The organism is Verrucosispora sp. WMMD1129 (genome assembly GCF_029581255.1).
Taxonomy (GTDB): Bacteria; Actinomycetota; Actinomycetes; order Mycobacteriales; family Micromonosporaceae; genus Micromonospora; species Micromonospora sediminimaris.
In genome coordinates, this window is record NZ_CP120741.1 from 668689 (window position 1) to 687296 (window position 18608).

The following is an 18608-nucleotide window of genomic DNA, read 5'->3' on the forward strand; positions in this document are numbered from 1 at the left end:
TCACACCTCTTTCCAAAAACGGACAGAAGACCACATTGTTCTTAACACCTAACGGTGAGTTTGGCGGGTTAATGACGGGATCAGGCGTTACGAGAGGTTCGTTCGGCTTCCGTGGCACGCCTGGCGCCGATGGCCGCCGCCTCGCGCAGCAGCTCCTCGATGCGATCCACGCCCGACGGCAGCGACATCTCCCGGAGATACGCTTCCCGGCCGCGCCGACCCATCTCGGCCCGCGCCGGTGCGGGGATCTGCGCCGCCAGCCAGAGCCGGTCCGCCAGGCTGGCCCAATCCTCCGGCGGGCAGGACAGCCCCGCCCGGGCCCGTTCGACAAGCGTCGCGGTGTCGCCGCCGGCCGAGGCGACCACCGGCGCTCCGCAGGACAGGGCCGCCTGGAGCTTGTCCGGGACGCTGCTGCGCAGCTCGGGCAGATCGCGCACCATCACCAGCTGGTAGTCGGCGGCGGCGTACAGCTCGGGCATGTCCAACGGGGAGCGCCGGTCCACGAATCGGACGTTGTCGGCCCGCAGCTCGGCGGCGAGTCCCCGCACCCGCCGCTCGTCGGAGCCCGAGCCGACCAGGACCAGATCGACGGTCTCGCCCAGGGCTGCCGCCGCGCGTACCGCCGTGTCCAGTCCCTGCCGCGCGCCGATGGTGCCGGCGTGCATCACCACGCACCGTTCGTCCCGACGGACCAACCGCCGAGCGGCCGGACTGGCCGACACCGGGCGGAAGATCCGCTCGTCGGTCCAGTTGAGCACCACCCGGACCCGCGCCTGGTCGATCCCGTCCGCCAGCACCGCGTCCCGCAGGGACGGCGTGGTCACCGCGACCCGGCTGGCGGCACGGTAGGTCCGGAGGGTGGCCGCCCGCACCCGCGCCGCCCACCGGCCGTCGTCGACGGCCTCGGGGACCTGTTCGGCCCAGACGTCCGGCACGTGCAGTACCAGCGGCACCGGACCGAGCAGGCGCAGCAGGGCCGCCGAGGCGAACGCGGCGGCCGGCGGCTGGTGCACGTACAGCACGTCCACGCCGGCCAGGAACCGGCGGCCCACAAGCGCCGCGCTGCCGGCGAAGGTCAGCCAGGAAGCCATCCGGCCGCGTACGGTGACGTCGCCGGTGCTGTACCGGGGCACCCGCCGCACGGTCAGCCCCCGGCTGCGGGTCTCGTGGTGCCAACGCTGCCGCCACCCCGGGTACACGTGCCCGCCCGGATAGTCGGGGAAGCCGGTGAGGACCCGCACCTCGTGCCCCCGCGCCGCGAGTTCCTCGGCGAGGCTGCCGGGGATGAACGCCGGCTCCGGCGGAAAGTGGTACGTCACCATCCCGATTCGCACCCGGACACCCCCGTTCCCTCGCATCGGTTCGGCGCGCCGCCCGGGACCGTGGCTGCGACGAATGCGTACGATCTCGACATCCCCTCACCGGGCGGACGCCGCCGGCGACCGTCAAACGTCGCGGCGCCACCGCCCGCGACCGCGTCGTCCAGGGGGTTCCACATGCTCAGCGGGGTGTTGTTCGTCTGCCACGCCAACCTGTGCCGGTCACCGATGGCCGAGTACGCCGCCCGTCGCCTGCTCGCCGGGCAACCGGTGACGGTGGCCAGCGCCGGCACCGACGCCGTCGAGGGCCTGGCCATGCATCCGTACGCGGCGGCGATCGCCGCCGAGACCGGCGAGGACCCGGCGTCGTTCCGCAGCCGGCGGCTGCTGCCGGAGCATCTCACCGGGGCGGTGCTGGTGCTGACCGCCACCCGGCGCCAGCGCTCCATCTGCACCGCGCTGGCGCCGGCGGCGCTGCACCGGACCTTCACGCTGCGCCAGTTCGGCCGGCTCGCCGCGGCGGCCGAACCACCGCCGGACGAGCAGGACGATCCGGTACGGGCCGCGGTGGCGGCCGCCGCACTGGCCCGGGGGCGATTGCAGCCCGCCCCCGGCGATGCGGACGACCTGCGTGACCCCGTGGGGGGCACCCCGGAGGACTTCCGACGCTGCGCGGAGGAGATCGACCGGGCGTTGCGCCCCCTGGCCACGCTCATCGGGACAGCCGGGTGAGTTCCTGCGTGTGGTCGCTCACCTCGCCGGCGTTGGCCCGCTCGGCATGCCGGCCGCCCCGGCTGCGGTCCCTCGGCACCGACTGGCCACCGGCCGCGGCGGCGACCACCCGGTAGGCCTCGTACTGGTACGCCTCGGCCTTGGGCACCCGGGCCATGTTGAGCACGCAGCCCAGTAGCCGCACCGAGACCGAGTGCAGGGCCCGGGCGGCTGCGGCGACCTGGGCCCGCGAGGTACGTCCCTGCTGGGTGACCAGCAGCGCGCCGTCGGCCTGCACGGCGACCACCACACCGTCGGTGACCGCGAGCAGCGGCGCGGTGTCGATGATGACGATGTCGGCGGATTCACGCAGGGCGAGCAGCAGATCCGACATGGCCTTGGAGCCGAGCAGCTCGCTCGGGTTGGGCGGCGCCGAGCCGCTGGGCAGTACCAGCAGCGACTTGTCGCCCCAGCGCTGGACCACGTCGCCCACCTGCACGTCGCCGACGAGCACGTCGGTCAGCCCCACCCCCGGGTCGATACCCAGGTAGTCGCCGACCTTCGGGCGACGCAGGTCGGCGTCGACAAGCAGCACCCGCCAGCCCGCCTCGGCCAGGGCGATCGCCAGGTTGCACGACAGGGTGGTCTTGCCCTCGCCCTGCAGGGCGCTGGTCACCGCGATGACCCGGGCCGGCTCGTGCACGTCGACGAAGCGCAGGTTCGTCCTCAGCTTGCGGACGGCCTCGGCCCGCGCCGAGGTGGCGGCGTCACCGACGATCAGTGGAGCCGACCGCGCGCTGGTGTCGATCGGGATCTCGCCGAGCAGCGGGCTGCCGGTCACCCGCTGCAGGCCGGCCGCGTCGCGCAGCCGGACATCGGCCATCCCCCGCAGAATCGCCAGACCGACGCCGGCCAGCAGACCGAGCAGGGCGCCGATCGCGGTGTTGCGTACCGGCTGCGGCGACACCGGCGTCGGGGTCACCCGTGGCCCACTTACCACCTCGATCTTGATTGGCCCCGGGGTGCCGTCCGGCCGCGCCTCGACCTTCTGTACGAGTTCCACGAACTTCGCCGAGAGCGCCTCGGTCACCCGCAACGCCCGGGTCTGGTCGGTGTCGGTCACCGACGCCCGCAGCAGCACCGTGCCGGTCTCGGTGGAGGTGCTGACCCGACGCTGAATCTCCTCTGCGGTCAGCCCGAGCTGATTGTCGGCCACCGCGGCCTGCGCCAGCCGATCACTGGTCAGCAGCTCCGCGTAGGACTTGACCCGTTGCTGGAGGAAGAGCCCGCCCTGGTAGGCGTCGGTGACACCCTGGCTCGGCGTGGTGACGAAGAAGGTGACCGAGGCGACGTAGCGAGGCTGGGCCCGCACGGTGACCAGCGCGGTCACGCCCAGAGCCACCATGAGGGTGACCAGGACGATCCACCAGTGCCGGCGCACCAGGCGTAGTTGGCGGTACAGGTCCATCAGGCGGGCCTCCGTACCGGGCCGGTAACGCCAAAGAACTTCACGAAAACCCCCAAGGTCGACTCAATCTCGTGAAACCATTAAAGCGGCTCATGCGGCTTATGTCCGGAGTTAGGTATTTTCTCAATGGCGGATCGTGCCCGCAGTGACCAACCGGACCGGGGGTCTGTCGGAATCGCTCCGACCCGGAAAAATTGCGGTGTCTTCGCCGAGCACTTCGGGTGACTCCTCGCCCTCCTGTGGGAAGAGTCGCGTTCGCCCCGCTCGCGACGGCCGTCGGCACTGGATAGGGTCTTGCACGGGTGTGCCGGGAAGCCTGGTCGGCGATGGTGCCGTGCTGCCCTCCGACCGACGAGGTGGACCTCACGTATGACCGATCAGACCCCGCCCCCCGAGCGCCGCGGCGTGCGCGGCCTCTTCGCCCGTACCTCCTGGCCCGAGGCGCGTTTCGTGGCCGACGTGCTGCGCACGGAGACCGTCGGCGGCGCCCTGCTGCTCCTCGGCGCCGTGATCGCACTGGTCTGGGCGAACTCGCCCTGGGGTGACGCCTACGCGGACCTGGGGCGGTGGGTGCCCTGGTCGGGCGGCGCGGCGTTGCACCTCGACCTCGACCTGGCCACCTGGGCCGCCGACGGCCTGCTGGCCATCTTCTTCTTCGTGGTAGGGCTGGAACTCAAGCGCGAGTTCGTCGCCGGCGAACTGCGTGACCCGCGGCGGGCGGCGCTGCCGGTGGTGGCGGCGGTCGGCGGAATGGTCGTGCCGGCGCTGATCTTCGTGGCCGTCAACGTCGCCGGTGGCGGCGACGGACTGCGCGGCTGGGCGATCCCGACCGCCACCGACATCGCGTTCGCGCTGGCGGTGCTGGCCGTGATCGGGGCCTATCTCCCGCAGGGACTGCGCGCCTTCCTGCTCACCCTGGCCGTCGTCGACGACCTGCTGGCCATCACCATCATCGCGATCTTCTACACCGACGACTTCAGCATCGTCCCGCTGCTCGCCGCCCTGGTGCCGATCGCCCTGTTCGGCCTGCTGGTGCAGCGTCGCCGCACCTGGTGGTGGGCGCTCATCCCGCTCGCCGTGATCGCCTGGACCCTGGTGCACTCCTCCGGAGTGCACGCCACGGTGGCGGGCGTGCTGCTGGGCTTCACCGTGCCGGTGCTCGCCGGCAAGGGCAGCCCCGGCGGTCGCCCGATGCCCGGCCTCGCCGAGCACCTGGAGCACGTGTGGCGGCCGATCTCGGCCGGCTTCGCGGTACCGGTCTTCGCGTTCTTCGCCGCCGGGGTGTCCCTGCGGGGCGCGGACCTCGGCGCGGTGATCACCGACCCGATCGTCCTCGGCATCGTGCTCGGCCTCGTCGTCGGCAAGTGCGTCGGCATCCTCGGCTCCACCTTCCTGCTGGCCCGGTTCACCCGGGCCAGCCTGGACGAGGACATCAGCTGGTCGGACCTGCTCGGCGTGTCGTTCCTGGCCGGTATCGGGTTCACCGTGTCGCTGCTCATCGGCGAGTTGGCCTTCGGCTCCGACGGCGGCGAGGGCGACAACGTCAAGGCGGCGGTGCTGGCCGGCTCGTTGATCTCGGCGCTGCTGGCCACCGTCGTGCTGCGGCGGCGCAACAAGGTGTACCGCGCGATCGCCCTCAAGGAGCAGGTCGACCAGGACCGGGACGGTGTGCCGGACGTCTACCAGAAGCCCGGCGGCTGACCCCGTTCCGCGCCGCACTCATCGGGGAAACGCCCGGCCGACCCGCTCGGCCGGGCGTTTCGCCTCTCTCGACCGCCGCCGGAAATCCGCGGTCAGCGCGGTACGCACCAGCAGGCGCAGTGCCACGATCGCCACCAGTACGGCGATCTCCGTCCAGGACTGCTCCCCGGCCAGCCGCAGCAGGCCGGCGGCGAGCAGCATGTCGAGCAACACCCCCAGGGCCGTCGTACGCGAGCCGGTGGTCAGCAACGCCACCGTCGCCGCGAGTACACCGAGCGCCGTGATGAGGGCGGACAGCAGCATCCTCATCGGTTGTCGACCTGCCGCTGCTCGTGTTCGATCTCGCGTCCCAGCACGTAGTTCAGCACCGTCCGGATGGCGGCGATGGCGGCCAGCTGGCCGATCTGCGCGAAGGTCGGCGACAGGGCGGTCCGCAGGATGTCCGCCGCCAGCTGGAATTCCAGCCCGAGGGTGAGGAAGCGCCCCAGGGACAGCCGGATCCGGGTGAACACGGCGGCGTCGCGGTGGCGCAGCCCGTCGACCACGAACCGCAGCGCGGCCAGCGTCGCGCCGACCACGATGACGAACGCACCGACGAGTTCCACAGCGGTCACCAGCAACTGGTGGCCCCGTTGGAGGATCACCTCGACGTCCACCACGAGGGCTTACCCGGCCTGCCTGCGGGTAGTCGGCGCCGGGTCGTACGACGACGGGCCGGTCACCGCGGCCGCTGGGCAGGCGACCACGGCGGTCAGCGCAACTGGGTCACCGCGTCGATGATCAGCCAGACACCGCTGATGGCGAAGAGCGTGGCGGCGCCATACCTGATGGTTCGTTCCGGCAACTTCCGACCGAGCAGCCGACCGGCGATGATCGCCAACGCGTCCGCCAGGACCATGCCGATCGTCGAGCCGATCCAGGTGCCGAACCAGCCGTACTGGGTGGCCAGCGTGATGGTCGCGAGCATCGTCTTGTCGCCCAACTCGGCGAGGAAGAAGGCGACACCGACGGTGATCACGGCTGATCTGCCGCCGCGGGCGGCACGGCGCTCGTCGTCCTCGGTGAGCCGGTCGCCCCGCAGCGTCCACGCGCCGAAGCCGAGGAAGGCCAGACCCGCCAGCAGCGAGATCCAGCCGGTCGGCAGGGTCGCGCCGAGGCCGTGGCCGATCGCCACCGAGGCGAGGTGCACCACTGTGGTGGCGACGGTGATGCCGATCAGCACCGGCACCGTGCGATACCTGGTGGCGAAGGCCAGCGCCATGAGCTGGGACTTGTCTCCCAGTTCGGCGACGAAGATGACGCCGAAGCTGATCACCAGCGCGGCGAGGAACCCGTCCATGATGTCCTTCCCGGATCAGACCGGGAGAAGGGTGTGGGGACGCCCTCGACCCGGCCGCGACAGCCTGGGTCGAAGGTCTCGCCCGCCTCGCCGAAACGAGGCCGGGTGGCCGGATGCGTCACGCACCAGTATGTCGACCACGACGTTATGGGCTACTCCCCTTCGCTACGCCCAGCCTAGCCGATCGTCCGTGCCCGGATCACCGGGGCCCGGCGTGCCGGCCGCCGGGCCCCGGTGCCGAGCTGATCAGCTCCGCCGCTGGACAGCGCTCATTCGGCGCGTGCGAGGGTCACCCCGAACAGGCCGTCCGGGTCGGTCCAGAACCGCTCGGTGCGGAAACCGGCGGCGGCCAACTCGCGCGAGATCCCCTCCGGGCGGAACTTCGCCGACACCTCGGTACGCAGGTCCTCACCGACGGCGAAGTCGACGTTCAGGTCGAGCACCGCCACTCGCATGGATCGCTCAGCCCGCAGCCGCATCTCGATCCACTCCTGATCCGGATTCCAGAGCGCGACATGGGCGAACCCCGCCGGATCGAAGTCGGCGCCGAGTTCCCGGTTGAGCACCCGCAACACGTTGCGGTTGAACTCCGCGGTCACCCCTGCCGCGTCGTCGTACGCGGGCACGATCACCGCCGGATCCTTGACCAGGTCGGTACCGACCAGCAGCCAGTCACCCGCCTCCAGCGCGGCCCGCATCCCGGCGACGAACGCCGCCCGCTCCTCCGGCAGCAGGTTGCCGATCGTGCCACCGAGGAAGATGACCAGCCGCCGCCCGCCGGTCGGCAGGTGCTCCAGGTGGCGCGTGAAGTCCCCGACGATGCCGCGCACCCGCAGGCCCGGATAGTCGGCGGCGAGGGCGGCGGTGGACCCGGCCAGCGCGCTGACCGACACGTCCAGCGGCACGAACGTGCCGAGCCCCCCGTGCTGGGTGAAGGCGTCCAGCAGCAGGCGGGTCTTCTCCGAGGAACCGGAGCCCAGCTCGATGAGCGTCTTCGCGCCGGTCAGCTCGGCGATCTCCGTCGCCTGCGCGGCCAGGACGGCACGCTCGGCCCGGGTCGGGTAGTACTCGGGCAGTCGGGTGATCTCGTCGAAGAGTTCGCTGCCCCGGGAGTCGTAGAACCACTTCGGCGGCAGCCACTTCGCCGCGGCGGTCAGCCCGACGCGGACGTCCCGACGCAGGCTGCGACTGATGTCCCGGTCGTCGAGGTGGATCTCGAGCGGCTCAGCGCTCATCTGCTGTCCCTTCCGTCGTGTCTGACAGGTGTGTGCGGACCCGAGGCCTGCCGGCCGGCCGCCCGGACGCCTCACCACGCCGCCAGTGCCTGCTGGCGCAGATCGGTCGCCGTGGCCTGCACGAGTTGCCCGTCGGGCACCGCACGCCAGCCCGGTCCGTCGTCGTGCGGTTCGGAGGCGAGCAGCACCGACGCGGGTGTGGCCCGCAGTGACAGGGCGTGCCCGGCCGCGCTGGCGACCACCGTGTGCCCGTCGGTGAGCAACAGGTTGAGCCGGGAGCCGGGGGCCGCCGCCGCCACCGAGGTCACCGTCTCGGCGACCGCCCGGGCCGGCGCGACACCGGCGCGCAACCGGTCACGGACCAGCGCCCACAGCAGTGCCGAGTCGGTCGTCGCGTCGAGGGTGAGCAGGTCCCGTACGGGCAGCTCGGCGGCGAGCGGGACCATCGTGTCCGGCCAGCCCCGGACCACACCGTTGTGGCTGAACAGCCACCGCCCCTCGGCGAAGGGCGCGGCGGCGGTGTCGACGATCGCCATGCCGACGGTGGCTGAGCGGACGGCGGCCAGCACCGCGCCGGTGGAGGTGACCGCGGCCAGTTCGGCGATGGTCGGGTCGCTCCAGATGGGTTGCGCCCGGCGGTACCGCACCGGCGTCTGGCCGTCCGGGTACCACCCGATGCCGAAGCCGTCGGCGTTGATGGTCCCGCCGCCGCGCATGTCGCGGGGAGCCCAGGACTGGCGCAGCAGCGAGTGCGGCGGGTCGAACAGCAGCTCCCGCAGGGTCACCGGTGGCCCCAGATAAGCCAGGTGTCGGCACATCAGGCGACCGGCTTCCGGGCGGTCACCGATGCGCCTCGTCCGGCCGGGCGTCCCGGGCGCAGCGGAAGCCGCTGAAGATCTGTCGCCGGATGGGATAGTCCCAGTTTCGGAACGTGCCGCGGCACGCCGCCTGGTCGGTACCGAACGAACCACCCCGCAGCACCTGGTAGTCGTCGCCGAAGAAGACCTCGGAGTATTCCCGGTAGGGAAAGGCGGCGAAGCCCGGGTAGCCCCGGAACGGGGTGGCGGTCCATTCCCACACGTCGCCGATGAGTTGATGCACCCCGAGTGGCGAGACGCCTGCCGGATAGGCGCCCACCGGTGCCGGCGACAGGTGCCGCTGGCCCAGGTTCGCGTGCGCGGAGGTCGGATCCTCGTCGCCCCACGGATAGCGCCGGGACCGGCCGGTCGCCGGATCCCACCGGGCGGCCTTCTCCCACTCCGCCTCGGTGGGCAGCCGCTTGCCCGCCCAGGTGGCGTACGCCTGTGCTTCGTGGAAGCAGACGTGCACCACCGGCTCGTCGTCGCGGACCCGGTCCAACCTGCCGAACCGCAGGTAGGCCCAGCCGTCTCCGTCCCGCCGCCAGTGCATCGGCGCGCTGAGCCCGGCCTGCCTGCGGTGCTGCCAGCCCGCCTCGGTCCACCAGCGCGGGTCGTCGTATCCCCCGTCGGCGATGAACGCCCGGTACGCACCGTTGGTCACCGGTGCGGCGTCGATGACGTACGCGGGCAGGTCCACCCGGTGGGCGGGGCGCTCGTTGTCCAGTGCCCACGGGTCGGTGTCGGTGCCCATCACGAACGGGCCGGCGGGCACCAGCACCTCGGCGGGCACCCGTACGGTCGGCTCGGGTGGCGGCGGCGCGTGCAACGCCACCGGGCCGGAACGCAACTGGTGGGTGGCGAGCATCGTCTCGTCGTGCTGCTGCTCGTGCTGCACGATCATGCCGAAGGCGAAGCCGTCGGTGACCAGCCGACCGCTGTCGAAGGTGACGCGGTCCAGCAGGTCGTACACCTTCTCCCGGACCGTGGCCACGTACGCCCGGGCCTCCGGCGGCGGCAGCAACGGCAACGACGGGCGGTCCCGACGCGGCTGTTTGAACGCGTCGTACAGGTCGTCGATGTCGCATCGGACCGGTTCCCGCCCGCCGACGTCGCGTACCAGCCAGAGCTCCTCCTGGTTGCCCACGTGCGCCAGGTCCCACACCAGCGGGGACATCAACGGTGAGTGCTGACGCATCAGGTCGTCGTCGTCCACCGCCTCGGTCAGCAGGGCGGTGCGGGCGCGGGTACGCGCCAGCTCCGCCGCGATCCGGCCGCGTAACCCCTCGGCGTCGCGGTCGATGCCGATGTCGGTCACCGCATGCTCCTCTCCGCGGCGTCACGCCGCCGTCGTAATCCGTGGTCCATCTCCTGGTGCAGGGTCGGCGGCAGTTCCAGCCGCGGCAGCGCGGTCCGGGCCAGGTCGAGCAGGCCAGCGGCGGCCCGGGCCAGGGTGGTGTCCCGCAGGCCGTGCCGCGCGGCGCGATGCCAGCTGTCGGCAGCGGGCGCGGCCGCCTCCATCGCCGCGACGATCGTGTCGGGCCCGCTGAGCAGTGCGCTGAGCACCGCCAACGGCAGGATCCAGCCCCGCCCCGGTTGGGCGTCGAAGTAGCGGATCTCCAGGTAGCCACGCGGACGCACCGGCGGGAAGAGGGTGCTGACGTGGTATTCCAGGTCGTCGACGCGGGGCGGTCGGTGCAGCGCCCCGTCGACCCAGTCGGCGAAGGTCACGCCCGGCGGAGCTGTCCAGTCCGGACCGTCGCCGCGTACGCAGAGCAGCGGCGCGGCCAGGACGTAGGCCGTCCAGGCGGCGACCGGATCACGGTCAGCTTCGGCGGGCGTCCAGACCGGGGCGGTGCGGGCGGGATCGATGCGCCACCACGCGCCCATCCGGGCCGACGCCCAGCCGGTGTCACGGCCGGCGTGCCGGTTGGCGGTGGCGAAGGCGGCGAGCAGGGGCGGCCCGACCGCGTGTACCAGTTGCCAACGGGCCGGCAGTTGCTCAGGCTGCCCGGCGTCGAGACAGATCTGCAGCCCGGCGGTGCTGTACATCATCGTCCGCCCGTCGGGCCCGCGACGGTCGAAGACCTGGCGCATCGCGCGGTAGCGGGGGGTGTCGATCACCGGCCGAGGGCGTCGGTACGGGTCGATGCCGGCCCGGCCGAGAGTCAGGCCGGCGGCGTCCAACAGTCTGGTGGCCTGCTCCACGTCGGACTGGGTGGCATCGATCAGCGCGGCGACGCAGGCTTGCGGTGCGGTGGAGATCTCCAGTTGCCCGCCGGGCTCGACGGTCATCGCGCTGCCCCGGAGCAGGCGCAGGGCGGGGCTGGTCGGGTCCAGCGTGGTGGGGCCGTACGGCCCCAGTGCCGCGCGCAGCCGCGCGGCGTCGACGGGGCGAACCGGCTCGACGGCGTCGTGGACCGTCCATTCCAGCTCGACCCCGGTGAGGGTGGGTGGACCGGTCTTGAAGCAGATCCGGGCGAGGTGCCGGGCCGCGGCGGCACGGTCCCGCAGCACCGGGATCCGGTCCACCTCCGGTGACATCACCATGCGTGGCTCCTTCCCGATCGATCCGCCGCCACGGTAGCCCACCCCGGTGACATCGAACCCATATGAACCTGAACCGCACGGTGCCGACGCACCGGCTCCGAAAGCCTGACACGTCGCCTTCGCCGGCTGGTTGACGAGGCGATTCGCCCGGGGGGCGGTCTCGGCAGCTCCGCCACCATCTGTGTAGCAGGGACCAACCGTCCGTCGAACGGATTTCACGATTCGGTCGAATTCGGCTCGGGCGGAACAGGTTCCCCTTCGCGCGGACCGCCGGACGGAGGGGTCCAATGGGACTCAGCCGGCGGCGCTTCCGGTCTGCTCCGGCTCGGCCCGCAGGCCGTGGCAGTACTCCTCGACGTGTTCCGCGCCGCCGGCCGCGACCACCAGCTCCTCGAAGGCCGGCGTACGCAGCGCCTGCTCCCGCTGTCGCTCCGACTTGGCCAGATAGGCCCGGCATAGGCCCGGACGGTCCCTGGTGTTGTCCGAGTTTCCGGGGCCGACGTTCCCGCTGGCTCCGGGGCTCGGCCTCGCCGAGGCGCCCGGTGGCCACACCGGGGTGCTCGGCGACCGCGCGGGTGGGGAGGTCGGGACTGCGGTAGGACCGTCGGTCGGGGCTGCGGTGGCCGCTCCGGTAGGCCCGGTCTCCCCGGGAGGCGTGGCGTCGATGGTGGGTGCCGGCGCGGCGGGGCTGGTGACGACCGGCGGCGAGACCGGACCGGAGCCGTCCAGACCGGCCGCCGCCAGAGCGACGCCCGCGGTGGCGGCGGCCGCCAGACCGGCGACCCAGGCCACCGCGCCAACGGTGAACCGGCGCCGTCGTCGCCGGGGCGTCGACGCCGCCGCCCCAGGTTGGCGGGCGGTGCGGAACGCCGCGACGGCGGCCTCCTCGCCGGCCAGCTCCCGCTCCCGCGCCGGACCGGCGGCGGCCCGTAACAGGTCGGCGAGCGGGCCGGTCGGACCCGGTGCCGTACGCGTGGGTCCGGCGTGCGGGGCGGCGTCCAGCAGCCGCTCGTGGTCGCCGCGTCGCGACCGGCTCAGCATCACTCGCAGTCCACGCATGTCAGCCGTCCACCGGTTCGGTCCGCGGCGGCAGGCCGGCTCGTCGCCGGACCCGGATGTCGGCCTCGGTCGGGACGTCGTCGGGTGCGGTGCTCGCAGCTCGCTGGTCCAGCAGCACGGCCAGCCGGCGCAGGCCACGGTGGGCGGCGGTACGCACCGCACCGGCCCGACGGCCGAGCACCCGCCCGGCGGTCTCGGCATCGAGCCCGATCACGGCCCGCAGCAGCACCGCCTCGGCCTCCCGGGGCGGCAGGCTGGCGATCATCGCGAGCGCGGCCTCGGTGCCGAGACTCTCGCCCGCCCGTTCGGCGGTGTCCGCGTCCCCGGCCAACTCGCTGAGTTCCTGCACGGGAACTGACAAGGCGGGGCGACGGCGCTGCCGGCGCAGGTGGTCCATGGCTCGGTTCCTGGCGATGGTGACGACCCAGGCACGAAACTGGCCGCCGGTGAAGGTGGGCAGGTCGCGGGCCACCTGCAACCAGGTCTCCGACGCGACGTCCTCGGCGTCCGCACCGACCAGGGCGGTCAGGTAGCGCAGCAGCCCGGGCTGGAGATTGCGGTAAAGGTGACGGAAGGCGTCCTCGTCGCCCGCCCGGGCGGCCACCACCAGTTCGTCCAGTTCACCGGTCACGGTCGCACCGCCGCCCCACCGGCCGCTCTCGGGAGGCCCACCGAGGGGCGGCACGCCTCGACTCGGCCGACTCCGCGCCCCGGACCTCGCTCCGCACCCCACCCCCGTTGACCTGAACGAACCGGGCTCGTGCGGCCCGGTAGCGGATTCTCGCCGACAACGCCGAGGACCACAACCTGACCGCGGGCCAGTCCCAGCCGACCGAGGTTGGGCCGACGCTCGAAGCGCCGACACCGCCGGACCGGGACGTGGCGGGCACACCGCAGTGAGAATTGTCTACCTGCGCAACCGCGGTTCGCCGTAACGCGGCGCGGGCCCACGACGCTGCGGACGGTCGGACCGGACCGACACCGACGACAATGTGGCGCCCTGTGCCGCCCTGGTCACCCTGGGACAACCGCGGTCCGCGGTCGACAGGTCCGTCGATTCGGACAACGGGCCGACCATCGGCACGGCCCGACCCGCCGACGCGCCGTTCGGGCTCGCGGTGGGTACGGTAATGCCGTGTTGTCTTCGGAGGTCGTACTCAGCGGTCGCTACCGCTTGGACGAGCGTGTCGCCACCGGCGGCATGGGCGACGTCTGGCGGGCGACCGACCTGATCCTCGGACGGCAGGTCGCGGTCAAGGTGCTGCTGCCCTCGCTCGTCTCCGACCCCGATTTCATCGCCCGGTTCCGCGCCGAGGCACGGATCATGGCGGCGCTGCGGCACCCGGGAATCGTGCAGGTCTACGACTGCGGTGAGGACGATCTGCCCGACGGTGGCCGGGCCGACTACCTGGTCATGGAGTTCGTCACCGGTCAGCCGCTGTCCAAGCGGATCGAGGCCGAGGGTCGCCTGGACGTCGGCCTGACCATGTCGGTGGTGGCGCAGGCGGCCCAGGCGTTGCACGCCGCGCACGTCGGCGGGATCGTGCACCGCGACGTCAAACCGAGCAACCTGCTGATCCAGGAGGACGGCACGGTCGTCCTGGTCGACTTCGGCGTGGCCCGTTCGACGAACGTCACCAGCATCACCAGCACCAACGCCGTGCCGGGCACCGCTCTGTACATGGCTCCCGAGCAGGCCGCCGGGCGACCGGTCTCCGGCGCGACGGACCTGTACGCGCTCGGTGCCGTCGCCTACTGCTGTCTGACCGGCAGTCCGCCGTTCACCGGCGACAACCCTCTCCAGGTCGCCGTCCGGCATCTCGACGACCCACCACCGGAACTGCCCCACGACATCCCGGAAGCGGTGCGGGTGCTGGTCGACCGGGCCCTGGCCAAGGACCCGGCCGACCGGTTCAGCAGCGCGGCGGCGATGGCGGAGGCGGCACGGGCAGCCGTCTCCGAGGGCTCCCTGCCCACCACGGTGGTCCCGGCGGCCACGGCGCTGCGCGACGCCGGGCCGGACACACGCACCGGACTGCCGGTGATCGACGCACCGCCACCGGGCCGTCGGCGTCGCGGCAAGTTGGTGGGCGCGCTGACCGCCGTGCTGGTCGGGATGACGGCGCTCGGCGCAGCGCTCGGCGCCACCCAGGAGGCCAACACCCCGGCGGTCAAGCTGCCGACCACCGCACCGACGGTGGAGTCCACCGACGAGGAAGCGGCACCACCGAGCCCGCAGGAGAGCGCACCGGCGCAGGCGCCGTCGCTGCGTCCGGCCGGTTCGACGACCCGGCCGAGCGAGTCTCCGTCGCCTGAGCCGTCCTCGCCCCAGCCCAGCGAGTCGAGCGAGCCCGCGTCGCCGGACCCGACCACGCCCAGCCCCGACCCGGAGCCGACGGATACGCCCAGCAGCCCGGCGCCGTCGACACCCACCACGCCGTCCACGCCCACCACACCGCCGGACGGTGATCCGCCGGGCACCGGCGAGGGCGAGAGCGGCTGACCTCACCGGCCTCAACCTTCCCTAAACGCGACCGGTCGCTCTAAATCCCCGAAACGGACGTACGGCACCACACTGCGCTCTAGGCTCCTCACCAGCAGTTATCTCCTACTGTTCGGGAGTTCGGGTGAGCGTGGAGAAGTTGGTCGTCGTCGGCCAGGGTTATGTCGGTCTGCCGCTGGCCATGCAGGCCGTCGAGGCCGGTCTGGACGTGGTCGGCCTCGACGTCGACGCCGACCGGATCAAGCGCCTCGCTTCGGGCGAGTCGTTCGTGTCGGACATTCCCGCCGACCGGCTCGGCCGTGCGCTGGCCAGCGGTCGGTACCGCCCGAGCACCGAGTACGCCGATGCCAAGGACTTCGACATCTGCGTCATCACCGTGCCCACTCCGCTGCGTGACGGCACCCCCGACCTGAGCTTCGTGGAGCAGGCCGGCACGGGGATCGGACCGTACCTGCGGCCCGGTTGTACGGTGGTCCTGGAATCCACCACCTACCCCGGCACCACCGAGGAGCTGCTCCGACCGCTGTTGGAGGCGGCCAGCGGGCTGCGCAGCCCCGGGGACTTCCACCTCGGGTACAGCCCCGAGCGGATCGACCCGGGCAACCCGACCTGGCGGCTGGCCAACACCCCGAAGGTGGTTTCCGGGGTGGACGCCGCCGCGCTCACCCGGATCGACTCGTTCTACCGGCGCCTCGTGGAACGCACGGTCCCGGTGGACTCGACCCGGGTCGCCGAGCTGACCAAACTCATCGAGAACACCTTCCGGCAGGTCAACATAGCCCTGGTCAACGAGCTGACGATGCTCTCGCACCAGTTGGACATCGACGTGTGGCAGGCCATCGAGGCGGCCGAGACGAAGCCGTTCGGATTCATGCCGTTCCGGCCCGGGCCCGGCGTCGGCGGGCACTGCCTGCCGATCGACCCCTGCTACCTCTCCTGGCAGGTCAAGCGCCGCCTCGGCCGGCAGTTCCGGTTCATCGAGCTGGCCAACGACGTCAACCACGAGATGCCCGAACACGTGGCGCAACGGGTGATGGCCGGGCTGAACCGCTCCGGGCGTGCGGTCAAGGACGCCCGGCTGCTGCTGCTCGGGCTGGCGTACAAGCGCAACACCGGTGACATGCGCGACTCGCCGGCCGTGGAGGTCGCCCGCCGGCTGCGGGAACTCGGCGCCGAGGTCCGGGCGGTCGAGCCGTACGCCGAGGCGCACCACCTGCCCGCCGGGGTGCTGACCGTGGGCCTGACCGAGCGCGAGCTGCGCGAGGCCGACGGTGTCGTGGTGGTCACCGACCACGACGTGTTCGACTACGACCTCGTGGTCCGGCATGCCCGATACGTCTTCGACACCCGAAACCGCTGCACCGGCCCCACGGTGGAACGCCTCTGATCAGCGGTCCGCGAGTGCCTCGACGACGGGCAGCGCCAGGGCCCGGCGGGCCGGCAGCACCGATGCGACCAGCGCCGCCAGCACCGCGATCCCGAGGATGCCGCCGAGCTGTCCCCACGGCACGACGAGGGTGAACTCGCCGGCGATCCGGGACAGCACGGCCATCGCCGAGGCGGCGACCCCGGTGCCGAGGGCGACGCCGAGCACCGCGCCGACAAGCGCGGTGAGCACCGCCTCGACGGCCAGCATGCCCCGCATCCGCCCACGGGTCAGACCGACCGCCCGCAGCACCGCGTTCTCCCGGGTGCGTTCCACCACCGACAGGCTCAGTGTGTTCGCCACCCCGACCAACGCGATCACCACCGCCAGTCCGAGCAGTGCCACCACGAACGCCAGCAGCATGTCGATGGTGCCGGTGAGCACCCGTTTGTACGCCGCCTGGTCCATCAGGTTGACCGTCGGGTAGTCGACCAGGACCGCCTCGATCGCGGCCCGGGCCGCAGTGGCGGACACCCCCGCCGCCGGGTCGACCTCCGCCAGGTGGCCCCGCTCGTCGGGGAAGAGCCGGGTGAAGTCGGCGTCGTCCAGTTCGACGACGTGACCCTCCGGTACCCGCCCGTTGTCGGCCTCGGGTCCGGTGCCGACGACCACCGCCGCCACCTCGAACGAGCGTCCGTGCAGGGTCACCGTCTCCCCCGCCGACCAACCGCGCCGACCGGCCAGCTCCCGGTGCACCAGCAGCCGACCCGGTCCGAACCGGTCGAGCTGCCCGGTGAGCACCCGGTCGACCCGGTGACCGACAAGCGCCGGGGCGGCGGCCCGGAACTCGACGTCGGCGACCACGTGCGTACGCAACTCGTGCACCGTGCCCAGCTCCGGACGGTCGGCCAGCGCGTCGACGACCCCGGCGGGCAGGTCCACCCCGATCCCGGTCACCACGAAGTCCACGCCCACCTCGGCGTCGACGCTGCGCTCGATGGCCGCCTTGGTGCTCTGCGCGCCCACCACGAAGGAGGAGACCAGGCCGATCCCGATCACCAACGCGGTGGCGGTCGCGGCGAGCCGTCGCGGATTGCGGACCGCGTTGGCCACGGCGAGGGAGCTGGTCCTCCCGAAGATCCTGCGGGCCGGGACGCCGAACAGCCGCACCAACGCCGGCACCAGCACCGGACCGAACAGGACCAGGCCGAGGAAGCTGAGCACCCCGCCCAGGGCCACCAGCACGACCTGCCCCGCCGAGGCCGCGCCGACCAGTGCCGCCACCCCGCAGGCGAGGACGATCGCGCCGAGCGCCAGGCGTACCCGGCCGGCGGGGCGGGCGACCTGGACGGCGGCGTCGGTCAACGCGGCCACCGGGGCGACCCGGGTGCCCTGCCAGGCCGGTACGAGTGCCGCGCCGACCGTGAGGGCCGTGCCGGCGGCGAGGCAGCCCAGCACGGTGCCGACGGTGAGGGTCGGCTCGCCGTGCAACGGGGTGTCCAGCCGCGCCATCAACAGGTTGAGGCCGGCCGCCAGCCCGGCACCGAGCCCCACGCCGAGGGTCGAGGCGGCGAGCCCGACCACCACCGACTCCAGCAGCGTGGCCCGGAACACCTGTTCCCGGGTGGCACCGACCAGGCGCAGCAGCGCGGTCCGCCGAGTGCGCTGGGCGAGCACGATCGTGAACGTGTTGGCGATGACGAAGGCGGCGACCACCACGGCCACCCCGGCGAAGGTGAGCAGCACCATGTTGAACTGGCTCAGGTCGCGAACCTCCTCGGCCACACCGGCGTCGAGGATCTCCTGTCGGGTGCGTACGGTCGTGTCCGCGCCGGCCGCCTCGGCGATCCGCTCGGCGAGCAACCGATCGGTCGTACCCGCCTCGGCCGCCACCATGATCCGGTCGTAGCCGCCGCGGTCGGTCGCGGCGAGGGCGTCGGCACCCACCAGACCGATGTACGGACCACCGACGTCGCGCGCAGTACCGGCCACGTCGACCGCGCCCACCAGGGTGTACGGGCGGGCCGCGCCGCTGGCGCCGCCGACGCGTACCGGCGCGCCGAGGTCGAACCCCTGCGCCGTGACGGTCCGCTGGTCGAGCACCAGCTCGCCGGTGCGGGCGGGCAGGCGGCCGGCCACCACGTCGTACGACTGGAGGGCGGGATCGGTGGGGATCGCGGCGAGGACCCCGTAGCCGAGCACCGGACGGCCGTCGGAGCCGACCAGCCCGCCGGTGCCGATCAGCTCGCCCTCGGCGGCGCGTACCCCGTCGACCGCGCGCACCCGTTCGACCAGGGACGCGTCGATCGCCTCGTCCCGGTAGACACCGACGTCGGTGTGGCGGTCGAAGGTGCCGGCCCGGTCGTAGGCACCGGCCCGCATCCCGTCCACGAAGATCAACGTGCCGGCGATGAAGGCCACCCCGAGGACGACGGCGAGGGTGGACAGCAGCATGCGCGCCGCCTCGGCGCGCAACGATCGCAGGGTCAGCCTGATCATG

The 18608-nt window shown here is 72.5% G+C and carries 16 protein-coding genes; 4 read left to right on the forward strand and 12 right to left on the reverse strand.

Going from position 1 to position 18608, the window contains the following annotated elements; all coding sequences use genetic code 11:
- Positions 1–80 precede the first annotated feature (80 nt).
- Positions 81–1334, reverse strand: a complete 1254-nt coding sequence (locus O7624_RS03100; RefSeq protein ID WP_282238830.1) for a glycosyltransferase family 4 protein — start codon at positions 1332–1334, stop codon at positions 81–83.
- Between the two features lie 162 nt (positions 1335–1496).
- On the opposite strand from O7624_RS03100, the gene O7624_RS03105 reads away from it, so the two are divergent.
- Positions 1497–2051 carry a low molecular weight phosphatase family protein gene (locus O7624_RS03105; protein WP_282238831.1) on the forward strand — a complete coding sequence of 185 codons (555 nt, stop codon included), beginning with the start codon at positions 1497–1499 and terminating at the stop codon, positions 2049–2051.
- Here O7624_RS03105 and O7624_RS03110 read toward each other — a convergent pair.
- Positions 2032–3498, reverse strand: a complete 1467-nt coding sequence (locus O7624_RS03110) for a polysaccharide biosynthesis tyrosine autokinase (RefSeq protein WP_282238832.1) — start codon at positions 3496–3498, stop codon at positions 2032–2034. The two genes, O7624_RS03105 and O7624_RS03110, sit on opposite strands and share 20 nt — an antisense overlap.
- Positions 3499–3867: 369 nt before the next feature.
- Here O7624_RS03110 and nhaA point away from each other — a divergent pair, with 369 nt between their 5' ends.
- Entirely contained in the window at positions 3868–5199 is a 1332-nt protein-coding gene (nhaA, locus tag O7624_RS03115) for a Na+/H+ antiporter NhaA (protein WP_282238833.1), read from the forward strand.
- An 18-nt stretch (positions 5200–5217) separates the two neighbouring features.
- Here nhaA and O7624_RS03120 read toward each other — a convergent pair whose 3' ends face one another.
- From O7624_RS03120 to O7624_RS03160, 9 genes are all read right to left on the reverse strand, one after another.
- Positions 5218–5508, reverse strand: a complete 291-nt coding sequence (locus tag O7624_RS03120; RefSeq protein WP_282238834.1) for a DUF1622 domain-containing protein — start codon at positions 5506–5508, stop codon at positions 5218–5220.
- Entirely contained in the window at positions 5505–5855 is a 351-nt protein-coding gene (locus tag O7624_RS03125; protein WP_093402707.1) for a DUF1622 domain-containing protein, read from the reverse strand. Before O7624_RS03125 ends, O7624_RS03120 begins: the two co-directional genes overlap by 4 nt.
- 95 nt (positions 5856–5950) lie before the next feature.
- Positions 5951–6538, reverse strand: a complete 588-nt coding sequence (locus O7624_RS03130) for a TMEM165/GDT1 family protein (protein ID WP_093402706.1) — start codon at positions 6536–6538, stop codon at positions 5951–5953.
- 269 nt (positions 6539–6807) lie between these two features.
- Positions 6808–7773 (reverse strand): L-histidine N(alpha)-methyltransferase, encoded by a 966-nt coding sequence (egtD, locus tag O7624_RS03135; RefSeq protein WP_282238836.1) that lies wholly within the window; start codon positions 7771–7773, stop codon positions 6808–6810.
- A 71-nt stretch (positions 7774–7844) separates the two neighbouring features.
- Complete coding sequence (gene egtC, locus O7624_RS03140; protein ID WP_282238837.1) at positions 7845–8591, reverse strand: ergothioneine biosynthesis protein EgtC; 747 nt, start codon at positions 8589–8591, stop codon at positions 7845–7847.
- A 22-nt stretch (positions 8592–8613) separates the two neighbouring features.
- The gene (gene egtB / locus O7624_RS03145; protein ID WP_282238838.1) at positions 8614–9948 is read right to left on the reverse strand and encodes an ergothioneine biosynthesis protein EgtB; all 1335 of its coding nucleotides are present in this window, start codon (positions 9946–9948) and stop codon (positions 8614–8616) included.
- A complete protein-coding gene (egtA, locus tag O7624_RS03150; protein WP_282238839.1) occupies positions 9945–11180 on the reverse strand; it encodes an ergothioneine biosynthesis glutamate--cysteine ligase EgtA in 1236 nt (411 codons plus the stop codon). The genes egtB and egtA overlap by 4 nt, the downstream gene beginning before the upstream one ends.
- Positions 11181–11474: 294 nt before the next feature.
- Complete coding sequence (locus tag O7624_RS03155) at positions 11475–12239, reverse strand: hypothetical protein (RefSeq protein WP_282238840.1); 765 nt, start codon at positions 12237–12239, stop codon at positions 11475–11477.
- Between the two features lies 1 nt (position 12240).
- A complete protein-coding gene (locus tag O7624_RS03160) occupies positions 12241–12870 on the reverse strand; it encodes an RNA polymerase sigma factor (protein ID WP_282238841.1) in 630 nt (209 codons plus the stop codon).
- A gap of 504 nt (positions 12871–13374) precedes the next feature.
- Between O7624_RS03160 and O7624_RS03165 the strand changes: the two genes are divergently transcribed.
- Entirely contained in the window at positions 13375–14742 is a 1368-nt protein-coding gene (locus tag O7624_RS03165; RefSeq protein WP_282238842.1) for a serine/threonine-protein kinase, read from the forward strand.
- A 124-nt stretch (positions 14743–14866) separates the two neighbouring features.
- Complete coding sequence (locus O7624_RS03170) at positions 14867–16129, forward strand: nucleotide sugar dehydrogenase (protein ID WP_282238843.1); 1263 nt, start codon at positions 14867–14869, stop codon at positions 16127–16129.
- Here O7624_RS03170 and O7624_RS03175 read toward each other — a convergent pair whose 3' ends face one another.
- The gene (locus O7624_RS03175) at positions 16130–18607 is read right to left on the reverse strand and encodes an ABC transporter permease (protein ID WP_282238844.1); all 2478 of its coding nucleotides are present in this window, start codon (positions 18605–18607) and stop codon (positions 16130–16132) included. It lies immediately after the preceding gene.
- Between the last annotated feature and the right edge of the window lies 1 nt (position 18608).

Bases quoted from the DNA above. Each gene is read 5' to 3' on its own strand.
- O7624_RS03105 (WP_282238831.1), top strand. From the start codon at position 1,497: ATGCTCAGCGGGGTGTTGTTCGTCTGCCACGCCAACCTGTGCCGGTCA.
- O7624_RS03110 (WP_282238832.1), bottom strand. From the start codon at position 3,498: ATGGACCTGTACCGCCAACTACGCCTGGTGCGCCGGCACTGGTGGATC.
- nhaA (WP_282238833.1), top strand. From the start codon at position 3,868: ATGACCGATCAGACCCCGCCCCCCGAGCGCCGCGGCGTGCGCGGCCTC.
- O7624_RS03120 (WP_282238834.1), bottom strand. From the start codon at position 5,508: ATGAGGATGCTGCTGTCCGCCCTCATCACGGCGCTCGGTGTACTCGCG.
- O7624_RS03130 (WP_093402706.1), bottom strand. From the start codon at position 6,538: ATGGACGGGTTCCTCGCCGCGCTGGTGATCAGCTTCGGCGTCATCTTC.
- egtD (WP_282238836.1), bottom strand. From the start codon at position 7,773: ATGAGCGCTGAGCCGCTCGAGATCCACCTCGACGACCGGGACATCAGT.
- egtC (WP_282238837.1), bottom strand. From the start codon at position 8,591: ATGTGCCGACACCTGGCTTATCTGGGGCCACCGGTGACCCTGCGGGAG.
- egtA (WP_282238839.1), bottom strand. From the start codon at position 11,180: ATGGTGATGTCACCGGAGGTGGACCGGATCCCGGTGCTGCGGGACCGT.
- O7624_RS03155 (WP_282238840.1), bottom strand. From the start codon at position 12,239: ATGCGTGGACTGCGAGTGATGCTGAGCCGGTCGCGACGCGGCGACCAC.
- O7624_RS03175 (WP_282238844.1), bottom strand. From the start codon at position 18,607: ATGATCAGGCTGACCCTGCGATCGTTGCGCGCCGAGGCGGCGCGCATG.